Source organism: Bradyrhizobium sp., assembly GCF_035652035.1.
Taxonomy (GTDB): Bacteria; Pseudomonadota; Alphaproteobacteria; order Rhizobiales; family Xanthobacteraceae; genus Bradyrhizobium.
Genome location: NZ_DASREO010000060.1, coordinates 42,006 through 61,258 on the forward strand (window position 1 = coordinate 42,006; position 19,253 = coordinate 61,258).

The 19,253-nt window shown below is 62.9% G+C and carries 16 protein-coding genes; 8 read left to right on the top strand and 8 right to left on the bottom strand.

All coding sequences use genetic code 11. The annotated features are described in order from the left end of the window. Positions 1-166: 166 nt before the first annotated feature. From VFB05_RS16155 to VFB05_RS16165, 3 genes are all read left to right on the top strand, one after another. Positions 167-1,939 carry a CHAD domain-containing protein gene (locus VFB05_RS16155; RefSeq protein ID WP_325013736.1) on the top strand — a complete coding sequence of 591 codons (1,773 nt, stop codon included), beginning with the start codon at positions 167-169 and terminating at the stop codon, positions 1,937-1,939. Positions 1,940-2,106: 167 nt separating this feature from the next. Continuing rightward, positions 2,107-3,303 (top strand): signal peptidase I, encoded by a 1,197-nt coding sequence (gene lepB, locus VFB05_RS16160; RefSeq protein ID WP_325013737.1) that lies wholly within the window; start codon positions 2,107-2,109, stop codon positions 3,301-3,303. 172 nt (positions 3,304-3,475) lie between these two features. Then, complete coding sequence (locus tag VFB05_RS16165) at positions 3,476-3,916, top strand: response regulator (protein ID WP_325013738.1); 441 nt, start codon at positions 3,476-3,478, stop codon at positions 3,914-3,916. On the opposite strand, the gene VFB05_RS16170 is transcribed toward VFB05_RS16165, so the two are convergent. The 4 genes from VFB05_RS16170 to VFB05_RS16185 all read right to left on the bottom strand — a co-directional run bounded on the left by VFB05_RS16170 (position 3,908) and on the right by VFB05_RS16185 (position 9,625). Next, a complete protein-coding gene (locus VFB05_RS16170; RefSeq protein WP_325013739.1) occupies positions 3,908-5,959 on the bottom strand; it encodes a hydantoinase/oxoprolinase family protein in 2,052 nt (683 codons plus the stop codon). The genes VFB05_RS16165 and VFB05_RS16170 overlap by 9 nt on opposite strands. After that, a complete protein-coding gene (locus VFB05_RS16175) occupies positions 5,959-7,632 on the bottom strand; it encodes a hydantoinase B/oxoprolinase family protein (RefSeq protein WP_325013740.1) in 1,674 nt (557 codons plus the stop codon). The genes VFB05_RS16170 and VFB05_RS16175 overlap by 1 nt, the downstream gene beginning before the upstream one ends. An 854-nt stretch (positions 7,633-8,486) precedes the next feature. Further along, positions 8,487-9,179 carry a glutathione S-transferase family protein gene (locus VFB05_RS16180; RefSeq protein ID WP_325013741.1) on the bottom strand — a complete coding sequence of 231 codons (693 nt, stop codon included), beginning with the start codon at positions 9,177-9,179 and terminating at the stop codon, positions 8,487-8,489. 155 nt (positions 9,180-9,334) lie between these two features. Next, positions 9,335-9,625: a hypothetical protein gene (locus VFB05_RS16185; RefSeq protein WP_325013742.1), complete on the bottom strand. Its 291-nt coding sequence runs from the start codon at positions 9,623-9,625 to the stop codon at positions 9,335-9,337. Between the two features lie 261 nt (positions 9,626-9,886). Between VFB05_RS16185 and VFB05_RS16190 the strand changes: the two genes are divergently transcribed. Both VFB05_RS16190 and VFB05_RS16195 read left to right on the top strand, forming a co-directional pair. Continuing rightward, positions 9,887-11,119 carry an ABC transporter substrate-binding protein gene (locus tag VFB05_RS16190; RefSeq protein WP_325013743.1) on the top strand — a complete coding sequence of 411 codons (1,233 nt, stop codon included), beginning with the start codon at positions 9,887-9,889 and terminating at the stop codon, positions 11,117-11,119. A 591-nt stretch (positions 11,120-11,710) separates the two neighbouring features. Next, a complete protein-coding gene (locus VFB05_RS16195) occupies positions 11,711-12,043 on the top strand; it encodes a septal ring lytic transglycosylase RlpA family protein (protein WP_325013744.1) in 333 nt (110 codons plus the stop codon). Between the two features lie 126 nt (positions 12,044-12,169). On the opposite strand, the gene groL is transcribed toward VFB05_RS16195, so the two are convergent. Together groL and groES are read right to left on the bottom strand one after the other, a co-directional pair. Next, positions 12,170-13,810, bottom strand: coding sequence for a chaperonin GroEL (gene groL / locus VFB05_RS16200; protein ID WP_325013745.1), 1,641 nt, complete (start codon positions 13,808-13,810; stop codon positions 12,170-12,172). A 40-nt stretch (positions 13,811-13,850) separates the two neighbouring features. Then, entirely contained in the window at positions 13,851-14,168 is a 318-nt protein-coding gene (groES, locus tag VFB05_RS16205) for a co-chaperone GroES (RefSeq protein ID WP_325013746.1), read from the bottom strand. A 386-nt stretch (positions 14,169-14,554) separates the two neighbouring features. Between groES and VFB05_RS16210 the strand changes: the two genes are divergently transcribed. The 3 genes from VFB05_RS16210 (at position 14,555) to VFB05_RS16220 (ending at position 16,850) form a co-directional block, all read left to right on the top strand. Then, the gene (locus tag VFB05_RS16210) at positions 14,555-14,839 is read left to right on the top strand and encodes an usg protein (RefSeq protein WP_325013747.1); all 285 of its coding nucleotides are present in this window, start codon (positions 14,555-14,557) and stop codon (positions 14,837-14,839) included. Between the two features lie 234 nt (positions 14,840-15,073). Then, the gene (locus VFB05_RS16215) at positions 15,074-15,625 is read left to right on the top strand and encodes a cupin (RefSeq protein ID WP_325013748.1); all 552 of its coding nucleotides are present in this window, start codon (positions 15,074-15,076) and stop codon (positions 15,623-15,625) included. 352 nt (positions 15,626-15,977) lie between these two features. Continuing rightward, a complete protein-coding gene (locus VFB05_RS16220; RefSeq protein ID WP_325013749.1) occupies positions 15,978-16,850 on the top strand; it encodes a DUF3829 domain-containing protein in 873 nt (290 codons plus the stop codon). 67 nt (positions 16,851-16,917) lie between these two features. On the opposite strand, the gene VFB05_RS16225 is transcribed toward VFB05_RS16220, so the two are convergent. Both VFB05_RS16225 and VFB05_RS16230 read right to left on the bottom strand, forming a co-directional pair. Then, entirely contained in the window at positions 16,918-17,724 is an 807-nt protein-coding gene (locus VFB05_RS16225; RefSeq protein WP_325013750.1) for an adenylate/guanylate cyclase domain-containing protein, read from the bottom strand. 87 nt (positions 17,725-17,811) lie between these two features. Continuing rightward, positions 17,812-19,077, bottom strand: a complete 1,266-nt coding sequence (locus tag VFB05_RS16230) for a NupC/NupG family nucleoside CNT transporter (RefSeq protein WP_325013751.1) — start codon at positions 19,075-19,077, stop codon at positions 17,812-17,814. Positions 19,078-19,253: the final 176 nt, after the last annotated feature.

Sequence of the window (19,253 nt, forward strand, 5' to 3'; positions counted from 1 at the left end):
GGCATAGCTGCGCCCAATGCATCGAACAAAATCTTCTGACGGAAGAGGGCGTTGCTGATGTCAAGCAAGCGCATGGGGATGCTCGCTCACGACAATCTTTGTTCGCTGTTCCTTTCGAACAGGCTACGTGTTATGAATCTGTCACCAATTCGTCACGCAGCCTCAGATGTTAGAATCCAGCGCGACAATTCCCCGCGAAGGCGCGGGTGCGATCCATGGCGATCGCGCTCCACGGCACAAGAAAAGGGCGGAAACCGCGCTCGCTTCTGACGGCCAGAACGCGACGGCGGAGTCCGGCCCGCAAGAGCCGTCGCCTCGTGAACCGGCGCCGCTTGCCGAGTCATCCCCAAGCGGCGAGGCCGCTGTACCAGAAGTCTCACCAGATCGCGGCGCGCCGCCCGGCGGAGAAATCGAACTCAAGCTTCTTGTCGACGCCGATCGCCTGGCCGGTTTCGACACCGCTCCCGTCATCGTCGCGAACGCCCGCAACAAGGGCAGTCGAAAGCATCTCAAGTCCGCCTACTTCGACACATCAGAGCGAATTCTGAGACGCAGCGGATTGTCGTTGCGGGTTCGCCAGAGCGGCGCGCGCTTCGTGCAGACTGTAAAGGCAGACTTCGCCGACGATCCGCTCCGGCGCGGCGAGTGGGAGACCGGCGTTTCGTCGATGACCCCCGACATCGCGCTTGCGATGCCGTTCATCCCGGCCAAACTCCGCGCTGATCTGATGCGTGACGGGCTTGAAGAGGTCTTTACGACCGACATTCGCCGGCATGCCCGTTTGGTCGACTTGCCGGCGGGGACGGTCGAGGTCGCCTTCGACCATGGCGTTCTCAAATCCGGCGACCGGTCCATGCCGGTGAGCGAGATCGAGCTCGAGCTCAAGAGCGGCAGTGCGGGCACGATCTACGAGCTGGCGCTTCGGCTCCTCGAGCATGGACCGCTCAAACCGTCCATTCGCAGCAAATCGGCGCGCGGCTTTGACCTTGCGGACGACACACCGCCTGCCGCGCGCAGGCCGCGAAAACTTCGCCTCGACTCGTCGATCTCGCTGGATGAGGCATTCGCGACGATCCTGCGCGGTTGCTTTCGCCATTTGCTTGAATCCTTGCCCGCGGCCGAAGACGGCCGCGATCCGGAGGGCGTTCATCAGCTTCGCGTCGCGCTGCGCCGCCTGCGATCGGCGCTAGGTCTGATGCGATCGGTCGGGCCCCTGAGCCAGCTCGACCTGTTGCGCGCGGAAGCACAATGGCTCGCGCAGAACCTTTCGGCCGCGCGCGACTGGGACATCTTTGAAGGCGAGACGCTGCCGACCGTCGCCAAGGCGTGCCCGACGGTCGCGGGCTTCGACTTGCTGAAGGAGGCCACCTCGAAGCGCCGGCAGGCAGCCTATCGCAAGGTCCACCTCGCGCTCGCGGATATCAGATGCGCGCGCTTCCTGATCGGCCTTGGCGGCTGGATCGAGGCGAGAGGCTGGCGCAGCGGCGAGGTCGCGCCCGAAAACCTCGGACGTCTCGCCGAGCCCGCGACCAGTTTCGCCGGAGAGGCGCTGTCGGCTCAGCATGCGAAGGTGCTCAAGCGCGGCCGCCATTTCAAGTCGCTCAGCGTTGACGAACTGCACCGGTTGAGGCTCGCTGCGAAAAAGCTGCGCTATGTCGCCGACTTCCTGCTGCCGCTGTACGAAGACCGAAAGGCAGTGAAGCAGTTCTCTCGCAAGCTCGCCGGTTTGCAGGAGGAGCTTGGTTGCTACAACGACATGGCGGTGACCGCCTCCCTGCTGGATGGGCTCACCGCCGATTCCTCCGAGAGCGGCACCGCCGGAGCCGTGATCGTCGGTTGGCAGGCTCATGCATCGATCGGCATTGCGCCGCGGCTCCGATCCGCGTGGCGGGATTTCACGAAAGCGAAGACTCCCTGGTCGCGGGCGTTAGAGGGGTGAGCGGCCCGCCCGCCGGCTGACTGGAAAAGCGGCGAAAGCCGTTCACCACTCATCAACTGTCCACTTCATTCAACCGTCCGCTTCGTTTGTCTGGCTTGCCAATTTGGCGTCATTGATTATCTCCGATGACGGCGGATGCCACGCCGTCGCGTGTGCGGGAGGGGATAATGTCAACCGAAGAGGGGGCCGTTCGATCGCCGTGGATCACCGTTTGGTTCAGTCCGCGCCGCACGATCGAGCGTCTGGTCGCGAACAGGCCGACCTATTTTGTCTGGCCGCTCGCCATCCTCGGCACCGTTGCGAGCATCTACAATCAGATTTCCGTCATCTACAATGCGAGCTATCTGTTCGACTGGCAGCTGGCGCTGTGCCTTGTGCTGTTTGGCGCGGTCGCGGGCATCATCTGGCTGTATCTTGCCGGCTTTGTGCTGAGCCGGATCGGAAGGCTGCTTGGCGGGCATGCGCGGGCGATTGACCTGCGCGCGGCCTTTGCGTGGAGCGCGCTGCCCACGATCGCAGGATTTGCCCTGATCCTTGTGATCGACGCCGTGACTGGCCGCGGCGACGCGCTCGATATCGTGCCGCTGTTGGTGGCGGGGTTTACGCTATGGTCGTTCGTCGTCTTCCTCCTGATGCTCGGGCGCGTCGAACGTTTCGGTGTCTTTCGCACGATCCTCACTTATCTCCTCAACCTGGCTTTGGGACTGGTGGCTGCGCTGTTCATCCGCAGCTTCCTGTTCCAGCCGTTCAACATCCCGTCAGGCTCGATGCGGCCTACGCTTTTCGTCGGCGACTACATCTTTGTGTCGAAATACGCCTACGGCTATGGTCGCTTCTCGCTGCCGTACGCGTCATCGACGGCTTCTGGACGAATATTCTCCAAAGAGCCTGCGCGCGGCGATGTCGTCGTGTTTCGCGTTCCGAAGGACCGGGTCGACTACGTGAAACGTGTCGTCGGGTTGCCAGGCGACCGCATTCAGATGAAAGGAGGCGAGCTCTTCGTCAACGATGTGCCCGTCAAGCGCGAACGGCTGGCCGATGTCGAGGGCCAGGACGCCTGCGGCAGCCCGACGCGCGGTCAAGTCAAGCGTTGGCGGGAGACGCTGCCGGACGGCGCAAGCTACGACACGCTTGATTGCCTCGATAACGGCCCAAACGACGACACCGGTGTCTTCACGGTCCCGCCCGGGCATTTCTTTGCGCTCGGCGACAACCGGGACAATTCGACCGACAGCCGGACGCAGAGCGTCGGCTATATTCCCTTTGACAATCTGATCGGTCGCGTCGGCCTGATCTTCTTTTCGCGGAAGGATGGCGCGCCCGCGCACGTCCGCTTCAAGCGCATCGGCACGGTCGTGCGCTGACGAGCGCCCGCTCCAATGTCCTATTCACATGTCAAACAGCGAAATGGTTAACGGTTTACTTTTTTATTGCTCAAACGATGCCGCATGTGTCGAGGACTAACGCAGGTTAGTGCGTGAGTTGCGCGAGACTCTAACCTTGCAACGTCGACGATCGCGATTCGGTTGGGGCAGCATGAGCAACTCATTGAATCCATGGTCAAAAGTGCTCGAGTCGGGCGCCGCCCAGCGTCCAAGTGATTCGCCGGCCGTCATGGTTGTCGAAGACGAGTTTCTCATCCGGATCATGATCGCCGATGAACTCCGCGCGGCGGGATACGAAGTCCTCGAGTGCGGCACGGCCGATGAAGCGATCGACGTCTTGCGCAGCGGGATCAGCGTCGGCGTGATCTTTACCGACATCCGCATGCCCGGTTCGATGGACGGCGCGTCGCTTGCGCGAACGGTTCGCCAGGAGTTTCCGGCATTGAAGGTCGTTGCAACATCCTGCGAACAGCAGCCGGTGACGCTGACCGGACAATTTGTGCCAAAACCCTATAATCCCCGCAGTGTCGTTCATCTGATTGACGCGCTGACGGGAGTGTCCGCGCGCTGCGCCCCGCAAGCCTCACGTTAGCCGTACCTCGATATCGAGCCAGCCGAGGTCGTTGACGGAAAGCTTGTCGCCCGCGTTGATCACGACCGTCGTGGTTTCGGCCTCGACGATGGCCGGACCGTCGATCGCATGGCCACCCTCGAGCGCCTCCAGCGCGTAGACCGGAACGTCGCGCCATGCGCCGAAGAAAGCCTTGCGCATCGCGCGCGGCGCACCGGGCGCAGGCGACGACGCAACAGACCGTCGCGGCTGCTCGCCCGGCGCCACGCGGCCGACGGCCGCGACGCGGGCATTGACGAACACCGCCTCCTGGTCGCGCGAGGCGTAGGTGTAAAGCTCTTCATGACGATCGTGAAAGCGTCGCTCGATCTCGTGCGCGAGGTTTGACGCCTGCCAGTCGACGCCGTCGAGCGGCACGTCGATTTCGTAGACTTGCGCGCCATAACGCATTTCCGCCAAACGCTCGATCGCGAGCGGGCCTTCGAACCATGATGTGAGACGGCCTGTCGCTTGCTTCTCAAGCTTGGCAAAGAGATCGCGCACCTCGTCGGCCGCGATGCCGGCGCGGGCACTGAGGTGAGTTTGGCTCGCCTCGTAGCGCAGGTCGCTTGTCAGCATGCCCCATGCCGACAGCACCGAGGCCATCGTCGGCACGATGATCCGCCCGATCTCGAGCTCGCGCGCAATTTCGACCGCGTGCAGTCCGGCCGCGCCGCCGAAACTCAACAAGGCAAACTTGCGCGGATCGACGCCGCGCCGGAGCGTCATCAGGCGGATGCCATCGGCCATCCGCAGGTTGACCAGCCGGTAGATGCCGGCGGCGGCCTCCAGGCGCGATAGGTTGAGCGACGTCGCAAGACGGTCGACGGCCGCCTCTGCCGCCGCGGAATCGAGCGGGCGCTTTCCGCCCATGAAGGCGGCCGCATCGAGATATCCGAGGACGACATTGGCGTCGGTCACGGTCGCGGTCGTGCCACCATTGCCGTAGCAGGCGGGTCCAGGCATGGCGCCCGCGCTTTCAGGTCCGACATGAAAGGTGCCGCCGGCGTCGACATGGGCGATCGATCCGCCGCCGGCCGCGATGCTTGCAATATCGAGACTGCGCAGCGCGATGCGCTCGCCGGCGAGACCGCCGCCGGCCGAGAGCGACGCACGGCCGGCCGAAATCAGCGAGATGTCCGTCGAGGTGCCACCCATGTCGAACGGGACGAGATCTGGAATTTTGAGCAGCTCGGCGCAGCGGCGGCTGCCGGAGACGCCGCCGGCCGGCCCCGACAGCACCGTCCCGGCCGCAAGCCGCACCGCTTCGTCGACCGGCGCCATGCCGCCATGCGACAGGATGATGAAGAGCGAGCCTTTGAATCCGGCTTCCGCGAGCCGTTGCTCCAGTTTCTTCAAATAGAGATGCACCAGCGGGCCGACATAGGCGTTGACGATGGTTGTCGAAACGCGCTCGTATTCCTTGATCTGCGGCAGCACGTCGCTCGACCGCGACACGTAGACGCCGGGCAGTTCGCGTTCGATGGCTTCGACCGCGGCTATTTCGTGCACCGGATTGCGATAGGCGTGCAGGAAGCAGACCGCGACCGAAGTCACGCCGGCCTTGCGGATGGTCTCGATGGCGCGCGCGAGCGAGGCGGCATCGAGCGGCGTCAGCACGTCGCCATTAGGGCGCAGCCGTTCGCGCACGCCAAGGCGCAACTCGCGCGGGACCAATGGTTCGGGCGGCGGCGAACGCAGATCATAGCGGTTGCCCTTGAGGCCCTCGCGCATTTCGACCACGTCGCGATGACCTTCGGTCGTCAATAGCGCCACCTTCGCGCCCTTGCGCTCCAGCAGCGCATTGGTTGCCACGGTCGTGCCGTGAATGAGCCGCTGCGTCTTCGCCAGCATGTCCGCGCGGGCGAGATCGAGCCGCCGCGCCAGCTCGTCGAGGCCTGCCATGACGCCGATGGATTGATCCTGCGGCGTCGACAGCGATTTGGCGAAGACGGTTCGCCCGCTCTCGTCGATCGCGACGAGGTCCGTGAACGTGCCCCCAACGTCAACACCGATGGTCAGCATCAGGAGCCTCGCGCCGTGTTGTTGCCGCTCACGAGGCCTTGCGCGAGATCGCGGTCGCGCGCGGACTGTTTCCGCTTTTCTGGCGGTCCCCAGCCGCCGCCGCCGGACGAGCGGATCTCAAGGCAGTCGCCAGGCAAAATTTCGATACCCGCTTCCTTGGTGCGCAGCGTGCGCGGCGGGCGCCCTTGCGAGACCAGGCGATAATCGTGCGGCGCGCCGTCCTTGCCGCCGAGCAGGCCACACGGGCCGTGCCGCGCGCCGTCACCGGCGGTGTTGCCGACCACGGGCTTTGCGGTTTCGATGACAAGGTCGAGCGCCACGCCGAGGCCGCCGCGATACTGGCCGTCGCCGCCGGAATCGGCGCGGAATTCGTGCTGGCGGAAGTGCAGGGGAAAGCGCGCCTCGTCGACCTCGATGCTGCCGAACTTGATGCCGCCGGCCGAATGCCATTCGCCGATCGACGAAAAGCCATCGCCGCCGGCGGATGCCCCGCCGCCCGGTCGCGCCTGGAACAGGTGCCAAATGAAATGCCGGCCGTTGCGCGGGTCTTCGCCCTGGATGGCAATGCGAAAGCGGCGGCTCCAGCCGGCCATGGCGCGCTCCGGACACGACGCCGACAGCGCCTTCACCACGGCCTCGACGATTTCGTTCGAGGGATGGCTGGTGCAGAGCGTGACCGGCAGGCCGTCGTCGGCGTGAACGATGGTGCCCTTTTTCGTGACGATGCTCAAAGGACGCAGCGCGCCGGAGTTTTTCGGAATCTCGGCGTCGATCAGATAGGCAAACGCCATCGAGACCGCGGCCTGCGTGTTGGCGTGCGAGGAATTGACGAAGCTTTTCGTTTGCGGATCGCAGTCCGAGAGATCGACCTCGATATTGCTGCCGCTCTTGGTGACTTTTGCAGCGATGCGGATGTCGTTGTTGCCGCGCCCATCGTCGTCGAGGAACGCCTCGCCGTAGAACACGCCGTCCTTCCAGGTCGCAACAACCGCGCGCGCCTGTTGCTCGGCGGCATCGAGGATCGTCTCGACGGCGGCGGCGACCGTCGGCGCGCCGAATTCCGCAAACAGCCGCGCCATGCGACGCTCGCCGAGATGCGCCGCGCCCACCATCGCCGCGAGGTCGCCGCGAAAATCGCGCGCGTTGCGGGTGTTCAGTGCCAGCATGTCCAAGAGGTCGTCGCGCAGCCGCCCGGCTTCGTAGAGCTTGATCGGCGGGATGCGCAGGCCTTCCTGCCAGATTTCGGTGGCGTCCGGGTTGTAGGCGCCGTGGGTTGCGCCGCCGATGTCGCTCTGATGCGCGCGCACGATGGTCCAGTACAGCCGCGTCTCGCCGTCGAAGATCGGCACGAAGGCGGTCACGTCAGGCAGATGGCTGCCGCCGTGATAGGGGTCGTTCAGCAGGATGACGTCGCCCGGCTTGATATCGCTGAAGCGCTTTTCGACGGCGAGCGTCGCCCAGGGCAGGGCGCCGACATGCACCGGGATATGATCGGCCTGCGCGATCAGACGGCCCTTGGTGTCGGTGATCGCGAGCGAGAAATCGCGGCTGGAATTGAGGATCTGCGAATAGGACGTGCGCAGCATGGCCTCGCCCATCTCGGCGACGATCGAGGAGAGCCGGTGCTGGACGACGGAGCGGGTGATGGGATCGATCGTGGCGGGAGAGGGCATGGGGGCCTTGGATGGGAAAGAGACGTTAGCTGAGGTTGCAGGAAATTCGGGCCGCGGCAATATCCGTTTGCGTTGGGCCGCCTTTCCCTTCCGTCATTGCCGGGCTTGACCCGGCAATCCATGTTCGAAAATCCTGTCATCGCGAGGAGCGGATGCGACGAAGCGATCCAGCCTTTGGCTATGCGCGTTGCTGGATTGCTTCGCTTCCGCTCGCAATGACGGGTGCAAGACAGACACACCTCCACATCCCCGCGACGTAATCACGCCCGAGCCGTTGAAAGTCACCCTCGAGAGGAGGGCGCAGGGAATGCCGGGTGCCAGGCCGCACCCGCAGCCTCATGCGCAAAGTAGAAAAGCACATGAGTTAGTCACCACAGGCAAGCCGAGCATTCCGGCATTCCCTGCACGATGGTTGATCGGCTTATTTCGTGCTCTCCCCGGTGATCGGGCTTTCTTGCCACCGTCATTGGCGTGATGCGCAGGCATCGTCACCAACTTGATCTCAGCGTCGAGAGATCAGGACCACACGACTTGGCCGTCCGCGCATCAAACCGTTCGTCTTGCGGCATGATGGCGGCCATCGCATCCCGCACCGGCAAATCGTGACGATCGCGAAGCGCCCCTCTCATCGGGCACGGGACGGCGCGAGGTTTAGAGATGATTTTCCCGACGGGCGAAACGAAATATTTTTAGCAAAGGGAGTGGACAGTAGAATCGGCGTTGATCGCGCTCGCAAAATTCGATCTTTCGCGCACTCGGTTCGCGCACATGCATGAACGGCGTCTCGTGCTGGAGCCGAAGCATTCGGATTTCAGGCCACCCGGAGCAGGCGCGCTGCCAGATCTAAATCAACCTCACATGCTGACCGCTTTATGAATAGCGCGGCAATGTCGTACCAGGCCGTCGTGGGCGACCACAAATTCCTTCAACGGCGTCTCGATGTCGTAGAAGTAGATGTTGGCGATGAAGCCATAAATGCCGCAGTCGATGGCCGTTGGCCTGTCGCCGTGCACGTAGTCCTGCCGGTGAACAAGGCTAGCGAGTGCGGCGAGATCGGCGATGCCGCGCGCCATCGCGGCGTCAGGCTCGAAGCGGCCGATGCCCTGGTAATAATAGCGCTGGGCGTTGAACTCCTTGGCCTTCATCAGCCCGTCATCGGTCAGGCTAGGATGCTCGCGCTTGAGCGCATCGCGGAACTGGGGCCAATAGCGCTCGTCCTTCCAGCGCGAATAGGACATCACCCAGTAGAGATCGTCGAGCGTACGCGTGATCAGGAGGTTGGTCGTGCGCTGCGCCGGCGTCAGCGCCTCATCCAGCGTGACGCGATATTTTTGTGTGACATAGGCCAGGATGGTCTCGCTGTCGCCGACGGTGTCATGGCCGTCGACAATATAGGGCAACTGTCCGCGCGGCGCCTTCGACGCATCGAAAATGTGCTCGTGCCGGAACGGCACGCCGGCGAGCTTCAGAAAGGCGAATACCTTCAGACCATAGCCGTTGTTGTCGGCGACGCCGAACAGCCGCGGGTAGGAATAGAGCGTGAGCATGGTCGTCCGTCACATCAGAGACGGATGCAGGTTACTTCAAGATTGATCGGCCGGAAACGACCGGTAGGACGATTCCGCAAGGCGTCTCATGCGCGCACCGCGCGCATCGGCCGGGTGTTGCGTTGAAGATTGCGGGAATCCAGCACCAAAACGGCTTAATGAGCTGCCGCGCGCTCGCCCTCCACTTCGCTGTCAGAAAATTCACGCAGCCTGTCGTCGAAATCTGTTATCTCGCCAGGCATCGATGAGTTCAGAAGCGTTCGCAGCCGCTCGCCGATTTCGTCGCAAATGGCGCGAGTGTGCGTATCGTCGATCGTTGGACTGTCCATCGTCAAACCGACCGTGAGTTGAACAGAACCGAGACCGTTGCCTTTGGCTATCTGTGCGTGCGCTTGTCCTTGAACAGCGGGTCCCACTCCGTCGGGACCTTTGGCTATCCGCTCCATGCGCCGTCGTTATAACGGCGGGCAACGGTCTCGCGGTTAAGAAGTCTGAAGCCGGCTTTCTGGTTCCGGCCTCAATCGCGAAAAGCGGCCATGCGTTTTCGCCGCCAGCTTCGACCGTGCTGTTCTGCTTAATGTCTAAGCACGGCGGCATCGATGAGAGTTCCCGGCGCTCTCAACTTCCAATAGACTTGCTTATGCGCGCGGCATACCGCGGCGCAGCAACAATGCAAAAGAACACGACAAACAAAAGGGAGAGAACGGATGCAGCCATCAGGCAGGACGGCCCTGCTCACGGGCGCGGTAGCGATTTTTGCCAGCGCTGCGGCCCACGCACAATCCGCAGACCCGATCAAGATCGGCGTCATCGCCGAGGTGCAATCGATTGCGGGCGCGGCGACGCCGGGCGGCGCGCAGATCGCCGCCGACGAGATCAACGCCAAGGGCGGCGTGCTCGGGCGCAAGATCGAGATCGTGACCTATGACAACAAGAGCTCGTCCGCGGATTCGGTCCGCGCCTTTCAGCGCGCGGTCAGCGAAGACAAGGTCTCGGCCGTCATCGCCAGCTACATCAGCGAGGTCGTGCTGGCGCTCGAGCCGTGGGCGGCGCGCCTGAAGATGCCGCTGATCACGCCGGGTGCTGCCTCGAACGAGATCACCAAGGCGATCCATAATGACTACGACAAGAACAAGTACACCTTTCACGGCTATCTGACCTCGGCGGCGCAGGCGCAGCTCGTCTGCGACGCGGCCAAGGATCTCCTGGTCAACAATCTGAAACTCAAGAGCGTCGCGATCATGAGCGAGGACGCCGCCTGGACCAAGCCGCTCGACGTCGGCTACGAGGCCTGCCTGCCGAAAGCCGGATTGAACGTCGTCGATCACATCCGCTTCTCGCCGGATACGACCGACTTCACGCCGATCTTCAACAATATCGAAAGCAAGAAACCCGACGTCATCGTCACCGGCATCTCCCATGTCGGCGTGCAGCCGACCGTGCAGTGGAAGAACCAGCAGGTGCCGGTGCCGATGTTCGGCATCAGCGCGCAGGCCTTCAGCCCGACCTTCTGGAACGACACCAACGGCGCCGCCGACGGCATCCCCACGCTCGCGGTCGCCACTTCCGACGTTGCGGTGACCTCGAAGACAAAACCGTTCGCGCAAGCCTTCAAGGCCAAATTCGGCGCGCCGCCGGCCTACACCGGCTATACCGCCTATGACGACGTCTACATCATCACTGAGGCGATCAAGCGCGCGGGTTCGACCGATCCCGACAAGATGGTCGCGGAGATGGAGAAGACAAAGTTCGAAGGCACGATCGGCAACATCGAGTTCTACGGCAAGGACGACGAGTTCACCCACGGCATCAAGTCAGGCCCCGGCTATGTCACGGGTCTCGTCTTCCAGTGGCAGAACGCCAGGCAGGTCACGGTCTGGCCGGCCAGGATCGCCGAAGGCAAGCTCGAGTTTCCGAAGTTCGTGAAACTGTCGCAGTAGCCGCATAGCGCCTGTCTCGCTTTCGTCATGGCCGGGCTCGACCCGGCCATCCATCGTCATCGCGAGCGGCAGCGAAGCGGTCCAGAATCCGCAACGCAATGCGGATGGAAGTCTGGATTGCTTCGTCGCTCACGCTCCTCGCAATGACGCGAAACCGCATTGCCGCGGCGTAATTGCGCACCTGAGACTCTGTTGATCCGAGATGCCGCGCGGCCAAAAAGCCGCCGTCGCCCTTGCGGCGTGCTGTGGCTCAATCAGCACACCCCGAATGAAATCGCCCGACAACGCCGGTGCCTGATCCCGTTCGGCCACGGTTCTGCCCTCATTGCGGGTCGGGCTTGGGCCGGGGGCGCGATTTGGGGATACAACATGTTTCCCAGCAATTGTGCCAAGCATTCGTTCGTCAAGCGTTCGTACGCGCGTATCCGACATATCGTTCGATTGCCTGTGGTCGTTCTCGCCGCCGCGTCGCTTGCGGCCTGCGCTCAATCCAGTGCGGTGCGACAGTCCGAAATTGCGAGCCCGCACGGGCAGGCGTCGTGGCAACACGAGCGAACGGCATCGTACTTCACCGCGAGGCGTGTCGCACATGTGAGAAAGCATACGCCGTTCGCGCGGCATAACAATGCGAGCCCGACACAGATCGCCTCGCAGGGTGTTGCCAGCTTCTATACGGAGGACCAGCCGACCGCGAGCGGCGAGAAATTCGATACGCACGCAATGACCGCCGCTCATCCGACCTTGCCGTTCGGCACAAAGTTGCGGGTGACGAACGTATCGACCGGAAAGTCCGTGACTGTCCGGATCAATGACCGCGGTCCCTACGTTCCCGGACGCGTTGTCGATCTCTCGGGTTCTGCCGCCAGCAAGCTTGGGATGGTGGAAAGCGGCATCGCGAAGGTCAAACTCGACGTCGTTCAATAGGGCAGATGTGGCCGCAAGCAAAAAGGGCGCGGTTTGCACCGCGCCCTTTCCTTAATTTGTGGAGCAAGATCCCGGATCAGCAGCGCATCACTTCGTGCTACGCCGCGTCCGGGACGACTTCGTCGCTTAGAAGTCCATGCCGCCCATGCCGCCGCCCGGAGGCATTGCGGGGCCAGCAGCCTGCTTCTTCGGCAGCTCGGCGACCATGGCTTCGGTCGTGATCAGAAGCGCGGCCACGGAGGCGGCGTTCTGGATCGCGGTACGAACCACCTTGGTCGGGTCGATGATGCCCTTGGAGACGAGGTTGCCGTATTCGCCGGTCTGGCTGTCGAAGCCGAACGCGTACTGATCCTTCTCGAGGATCTTGCCGACGATCACCGAGCCATCCTCGCCCGCGTTGATCGCGATCTGGCGAGCCGGCCAGGAGAGGGCCTTGCGCACGATCTCGACGCCGGTCTTCTGGTCGTCGTTCTTGGTGCGGATGCCCTTGAGCTGCTCGGAAGCACGGAGCAGGGCGACGCCGCCGCCCGGAACGATGCCTTCCTCGACAGCTGCGCGGGTCGCATGCATCGCGTCATCCACGCGATCCTTGCGCTCCTTCACCTCGACCTCGGTCGCGCCGCCGACGCGGATCACCGCGACGCCGCCTGCGAGCTTGGCCAGGCGCTCCTGCAGCTTCTCACGGTCGTAGTCCGAGGTGGTTTCCTCGATCTGCGCCTTGATCTGCGCCACGCGCGCCTCGATGTCGGCCTTCTTGCCGGCGCCGTTGACGATCGTGGTGTTCTCCTTGTCGATCATCACCTTCTTGGCGCGGCCAAGCATGTTGAGGGTGACGTTCTCGAGCTTGATGCCGAGATCTTCCGAGATCGCCTGGCCGCCGGTCAGGATCGCGATGTCCTGCAGCATGGCCTTGCGGCGATCGCCGAAGCCCGGAGCCTTGACGGCCGCGACCTTCAGACCACCGCGGAGGCGGTTCACCACGAGCGTGGCCAAAGCCTCGCCTTCGACGTCTTCCGCGACGATGACCAGCGGCTTGCCGGTCTGCACCACGGCCTCGAGCAGCGGCAGCAGCTCGTTGAGCGAGGAGAGCTTCTTCTCGTTGATGAGGATGTAGGCATCGTCCATCTCAACGCGCATCTTGTCGGCGTTGGTGACGAAGTAGGGCGAGATGTAGCCGCGGTCGAACTGCATGCCTTCGACGACATCGAGTTCGGTTTCGAGCGACTTGGCTTCCTCGACCGTGATCACGCCCTCATTGCCGACCTTCTTCATGGCGTCGGAGAGGAACTTGCCGATCTCGGCATCGCCGTTGGCCGAAATGGTGCCGACCTGGGCGATCTCCTCGTTCGATGTGACCTTCTTGGAGTTCTTCTCGAGGTCCGCAACGACGGCTTCGACCGCGAGATCGATACCGCGCTTCAGGTCCATCGGGTTCATGCCGGCGGCAACCGACTTCGCGCCTTCACGAACGATCGCAGCGGCGAGAACCGTCGCGGTGGTGGTGCCGTCGCCAGCGGCATCGGCCGACTTGGAGGCGACTTCGCGCACCATCTGGGCGCCCATGTTCTCGAACTTGTCGTCAAGCTCGATTTCCTTGGCGACGGTGACACCGTCCTTGGTGATGCGCGGCGCGCCGAACGACTTGTCGAGCACGACATTGCGGCCCTTCGGGCCGAGCGTCACCTTCACGGCGTTGGCGAGAATGTCGACGCCGCGCAGCATGCGGTCGCGAGCGTCTACGCCGAATTTTACTTCTTTGGCTGACATGGATTGTTTCCTTGAAATCTAGGGAAGGGGTGAGGTGCGCTTAAGCGGCCTTCTTCTTGCTGGAAGAGACGTCGGTGAGGACGCCCATGATGTCGCTCTCCTTCATGATCAGGAGATCTTCGCCATCGATCTTCACTTCAGTGCCCGACCACTTGCCGAACAGGACGCGGTCGCCAACCTTGATGTCGATCGGGATCAGCTTGCCGGCTTCGTCGCGGCCACCCGGGCCGACGGCGATCACTTCGCCCTGCGAGGGCTTTTCCTTGGCCGTATCGGGAATGATGATGCCGCCAGCGGTCTTCTCTTCGGCGTCGACACGCTTGACCACGACGCGGTCGTGAAGCGGACGGAATTTCATGCAGTCCTCCTAAGTTTCTGAAGATGTTTGCGAATTTTGCAAAATTGGCAGTCGCCGCCGACGAGTGCCAGCGGGCAAAACGGAGATAGTCCAGAGTATTGGAGGAGGCAAGGGGCGATAGCAGAAAAATTGGCAGTCGAACAAGGGCTTTGCCAGCTTCTCTCCGCGATGGTTAACGCCGGTTAGGCCAGCTTCGTGCATCGCTATTAGCAGCCGGCTTAAGTGGCTGCTAACGCTGACTTTTTCAACAGATCGTTAAACATTTGGACTTGTGATGGGTTGTTCGCGTGCGTCACATTTCTCTCATGTGAGTGCATCTCGACTCGAGGCCGCTCCCTAAGGCCGTCGCCAGCCGCACATGCACTCTCGCAAGTTGGAGGGTTGGCATGGTCTCGCGGGTTGGGGTTTCCGAAGACTTCCGGAAACAAGTGCTGGGTTACGGGCTGACGACGGCGGAAATTCTCTACCGCATGCCGGATCATCCCTCGCTCCTGCAAACTTACGTCTGGCAGAATTACGATCTGTTTCCGAAATTCCCGGCGCTGCGGGACTTCCTGCATTTCTGGGAGACCAAGCTCGAGGGACCGCTTTACTCGGTCCGCGTCGCGCACTCCAAGCTGATCAAGCCGGCCGACTTCCGCGCTGTCGACGGCGTGTTCCGGCTGCATTGATCCGCCTTCGCTCTTCGAGCTACGGCGATTCACCTCCATCCACTCGTCATCACCGGGCTTGTCCCGGTGATCCACGTCTTACCTTTGGTCGTTGAACAAAGACGTGGATGGCCGGGTCAAGCCCGGCCATGACGACGATAGGGTCCCACACTCGCTATCGCTTCGCTTGTCCGGGACGACGAACCCTCATTGTGATACCCTCCACCCTCCTGATTTGTCGGGAAGGGAGAGAACATGGCCAAAAAGAAATCGAGGAAGCCGGCCGCGCGCGCCGCCGCCAGAAGCGCGGCCCAGAAGAAATCGACCGCGCGCAAGGCGCCTGCGCGAAAGACGGCGGCAAAATCCCACGCGCGGCGCAAACTCAAGGGCAGGGCGGCTGCGCCGGTCAAGCGGGTGCGACCGAAGCAGCACGTCGCCATCAGCCATCACCGCGAAGAAGATTTCAAGGCCGACGGCCTGCGCACCTATGCGCAATACCGCGACCTCGGCATTGCCGACGCCAGCGGCGGCGTGGCGCGGGCGCATGTGATCCGCCTGATGGGACCGTGCGATCCGGATGTGGTGTCAAAACTGCATTTCCACGACGTCGATTTCCAGATGGTCTATGTGCTCAAGGGTTGGGTGAAGACCTACATGGAAGGCGTTGGCGAGACGATGTTCAGCGTGGGCAGCTCCTGGACCCAGCCGCCGCGCATCAAGCATCTGATCATGGATTATTCCGACGACGTCGAACTGCTGGAAGTGATTCTGCCGGCCGATTTCAAGACGGTGGAATTGACCGCGTGAAACGCGGTCATTCCGGGGCGGTCCGCAGGACCGAGCCCGGAATCTCGAGATTCCGGTCCAACCCTTCGGGTTGTCCCGGAATGACGTTTACGCGTCATGACCGCCACCCCCACCCCGCCGCTTGCGCGGCGACCTCGAGAGCGAGCTTCGCTCGCCACGGACCCCACGCTTCGCGGGGAGGGATCAAGTCACCCCTTTGAACCCGCGGACCGCGCCCCGCGACGAATAGCGCAGGAGACGTCCGTGCATCACGCACGGCCAGGTCTATTCTTGCTTATTCTTTGGGGGCGCTGCTTTGAAAATCTCATCTTTGGTCCTCGCCGCTGCATTTGTCCTGCACTGCGCGACCGCCTTGGCGCAGCAACAAGTGTCGCCGCCTCCCGATCTTGGCCTGCACGAGATCGCAGATGCGGACCTCGATCGCTACATCGCAAAATCAAACGGCGTCGTTGGTCTCCTGAACGCATCGCTGCGCGGCAAGGATTCCTGGGCCAGGTATCTTAGCTGGGTCGACGTGAAGCGCGGCCCAACCGGCAAGGAGCGCATCATCTATGGCCTGTATTCGGTCGGATCGTCGGCCAAGCGCGACATCGACACCGCGCGCAAGACGGCCGGCGACAAGCCCGCAATCCCTGCGCTTGACGACGCAACCAAACAGCTCGCCTCGACTTTTGAGGCGCTGATTCCGATCCTGAACGAGGCGGAAGCCTATTACGATCGCAAGGATTATCTTGCCGACAACATGGCCGGCGGCAAGGCGCTGCACGACAAGCTTGTTCCGGCGGCGATGGCGTTTCTCGCGGCGCGCGCCACGACCGAGGCATTGCAGAACCAGCTCAAGGATGCGCTCGATCGCGCGGAGCTGGCGAAGATCGAAAAGGCCGAAGGCAAGAGCGTGCGCTGGCACGTGCGCAACACCATGGTGCTGGCAAAGAGGGCGGTCGAACTGATGCCGTCGAGCCCGAAAGGCGGCGCAGATCTCCCGCAGTTCGATGCAACGCTTGCGGCGTTCGGCAGCGCGGTGCGTGATTTCGATACGGCGATCCGCGAGTCCGGAAAATCCACCTCGATCGATTCGTATCCGCGTGACATTCTCGGCAAATTGCGCGAGATGCGCGACAGCATCGCCAAGGGCCGCGCCGACAACGTGTCGTATTCGATGGATTATAACAGCGTCATCCAGCAGTATAATATGATGGTGACGATGTCGAACGCGTTCCGTTGAGGCGACGGGGGACGCTTTTCTTCTCCGCTTCTAAGTCAAATCCGTCGGTGCGCTTCGCACGAAGACGCTATGCCGACACGCGCGCGACATGCGCCTCGACCGGCCCGGCATAGCCTTTGAGTTCGAGGCTGCGGCGTTCGGTGGCAAGATGATCAGGCACTTCCTGCAGCATCGCGTGGCTGATGATCATCTCGCCACGGCCGGCCGCGGAGACCAGCCGTGCGCCGAAGTTCATGGCATCGCCAAGCGCGGTGAATTGATAATTGCCGCCCTCGACGCCGATCGACCCGACGAATGCCTTGCCGGCGTGCACGCCGACGCCGACCGGAAGCCACGGCCCTTGCCGGTCGGCGTGGCCGGTCGCGCGCAGCAATTCGAGTCCGGCATCGAGCGCGCGCTTGCGGTAGTTGGAACCGGCAAGGCCCGGCAGATAGAGGGCGATGACTTCGTCGCCTACCATCTTGTCGACGACGGCATCGCTGCGGTCGAACACGGCCGTGGCCGCGCGGAAGAAACGCTGCATCAGCGCCGCGAATTCCGCCGGCCTCATCTTGGCTGCGATCTGTGTCGAACCGCGCACATCGGCATAGAGCAGGGCGATTTCAAGCTCGGTGCCGCCGCGACGTTCGGCGAACACGCTCTCGCATTTCTCGCAGACGTGCGGATTGCGCCGCCAGCGGCCGCGGCCGATCAGGCGGAGCGCAGGAGCGGTAAAGCCATCGAAGCCGGCGTAGCAGAGACGGCAGCGGTCAGTGGCCGTGGGCGAGAGCGCGCGAAACAACTTGCGGCCGCGCCTCAGCGTGGGATGCTCGGTCGAGAGCATCTGGTGCCAGAACGGGCTAAAATTCTGCACCTCGTCGGCGGGCTCTGCCATCTGGCTTCCTGGCGTCGAAGGGTTGCCTGTCTCGTGGGGTTGGGCGCGGCCAAATTACGGAGCGGAAGCCGGCAAGTCCAGCGCTCGTCACGTCAGCACGCCGACGATCGCGCCCATCAGGCAGGTCGTCAGCGTGCCCGAGACGATCGATTTCAACCCGAGCGAATGGATCTCGTGGCGGCGCTCCGGCGCCATGGTGCCGAGGCCTGCGACCATGATGCCGAGGCTGCCGAAATTGGCAAAACCGCACATCGCATAGAGCATGATCAGCCGCGAGCGTGCATCCAGCGTACCCGCCGGGAGTTTTGAAAAATCGACATAAGCGATCAGTTCGTTGAGCACGGTTTTCGTGCCCATCAGGCTGCCGGCGGGAATGGCTTGCGACCACGGCAGCCCCATCAACCAGCACACTGGTGCCATTATGTAACCGAGCAGGCGTTGCAAGGTGATCGCGCCGCCGACGTCAGGCAGCAGGCTGAGGATGGAATTGGCAAGATGCACCAGCGCCACCAGCACGATCAGCATGGCGACGATGTTGAGCAGAAGTTCGAGACCCGCCGTCGTGCCCTTGACGATCGCGTCCATGGTCGAGGCCGCGTGCAGGTCGGGATCCTCGGTGAGGCGCGGGTCGCCCGCCGTGCCGCCGGCTTTGATATCGGCCACCTCCGGCACCATGATCAAGCTGACCAGAATGGCTGCGGGCGCGCCGAGCACGGACGCAATGACAAAATGCGCACCGGCATCGGAGATCAGCGGCGCCAGCAGCGTCGCGTAAAGCACGAGCACGGTGCCGGCGATGCCGGCCATGCCGCCGGTCATCACCAGGAACAATTCGCTGCGCGTGAGTTTTGCGAGATAAGGGCGGATGAACAGCGGCGCTTCCACCATGCCGAGAAAGATGTTGGCCGCAGTGGAGAGCCCGACCGCGCCGCCGATGCCAAGCGTACGCTCGAGCAGGAACGCCATGCCGCGCACGACCGGCGGCAGGATGCGCCAGTAGAACAGCAGCGTGGTCAGCACGCTCATCACGAGCACGATCGGCAGCGCCTGGAAAGCGAGGATGAAATCGGCACCGGGCGATTTGACGTCGAACGGCAGCGCGCCGCCGCCGAGATAGCCGAACACGAATGACGTGCCGGCGCGCGAGGCCGATGCAATCGCGCCCACCGCGTCGTTGATCGCGCCGAAGGCGCGCGCCGCGCCCGGCAGTTTGATCAGCACGACGGCGGTCGCAAGCGTCACCACGAGCCCGATCGCCGCCTGCCGCAGCGACACCGCGCGGCGGTTCTCGCCGAAGAGCCACGCCAGAGCGAGCAGCGCGATGATGCCGAACGTCGATTGCAGTTGAAGCATCTTTCCCCCAAAAGCTCCGCCGGCCTCACCCTTCGAGACGGCGCTTGCGCGGCTCCTCAGGATGAGGGGAGCGAGCAACTCGTGCCGAGTATGGCAGCGTTGCGGATTGAGAGGCAATGCCATGCACGACTTGTTCCAGTGCGAACGTTGACATTAGGGTCGTCATCGTTCACCGA

Excerpts from the sequence above, each read along its gene's own strand:
- VFB05_RS16155 (WP_325013736.1), top strand. The coding sequence starts at position 167 with ATGTTAGAATCCAGCGCGACAATTCCCCGCGAAGGCGCGGGTGCGATC.
- groES (WP_325013746.1), bottom strand. The coding sequence starts at position 14,168 with ATGAAATTCCGTCCGCTTCACGACCGCGTCGTGGTCAAGCGTGTCGAC.
- lepB (WP_325013737.1), top strand. The coding sequence starts at position 2,107 with ATGTCAACCGAAGAGGGGGCCGTTCGATCGCCGTGGATCACCGTTTGG.
- VFB05_RS16215 (WP_325013748.1), top strand. The coding sequence starts at position 15,074 with ATGGCCAAAAAGAAATCGAGGAAGCCGGCCGCGCGCGCCGCCGCCAGA.
- VFB05_RS16190 (WP_325013743.1), top strand. The coding sequence starts at position 9,887 with ATGCAGCCATCAGGCAGGACGGCCCTGCTCACGGGCGCGGTAGCGATT.
- VFB05_RS16175 (WP_325013740.1), bottom strand. The coding sequence starts at position 7,632 with ATGCCCTCTCCCGCCACGATCGATCCCATCACCCGCTCCGTCGTCCAG.
- VFB05_RS16185 (WP_325013742.1), bottom strand. The coding sequence starts at position 9,625 with ATGGAGCGGATAGCCAAAGGTCCCGACGGAGTGGGACCCGCTGTTCAA.
- VFB05_RS16165 (WP_325013738.1), top strand. The coding sequence starts at position 3,476 with ATGAGCAACTCATTGAATCCATGGTCAAAAGTGCTCGAGTCGGGCGCC.
- VFB05_RS16210 (WP_325013747.1), top strand. The coding sequence starts at position 14,555 with ATGGTCTCGCGGGTTGGGGTTTCCGAAGACTTCCGGAAACAAGTGCTG.
- VFB05_RS16225 (WP_325013750.1), bottom strand. The coding sequence starts at position 17,724 with ATGGCAGAGCCCGCCGACGAGGTGCAGAATTTTAGCCCGTTCTGGCAC.
- VFB05_RS16170 (WP_325013739.1), bottom strand. The coding sequence starts at position 5,959 with ATGCTGACCATCGGTGTTGACGTTGGGGGCACGTTCACGGACCTCGTC.
- groL (WP_325013745.1), bottom strand. The coding sequence starts at position 13,810 with ATGTCAGCCAAAGAAGTAAAATTCGGCGTAGACGCTCGCGACCGCATG.
- VFB05_RS16180 (WP_325013741.1), bottom strand. The coding sequence starts at position 9,179 with ATGCTCACGCTCTATTCCTACCCGCGGCTGTTCGGCGTCGCCGACAAC.
- VFB05_RS16230 (WP_325013751.1), bottom strand. The coding sequence starts at position 19,077 with ATGCTTCAACTGCAATCGACGTTCGGCATCATCGCGCTGCTCGCTCTG.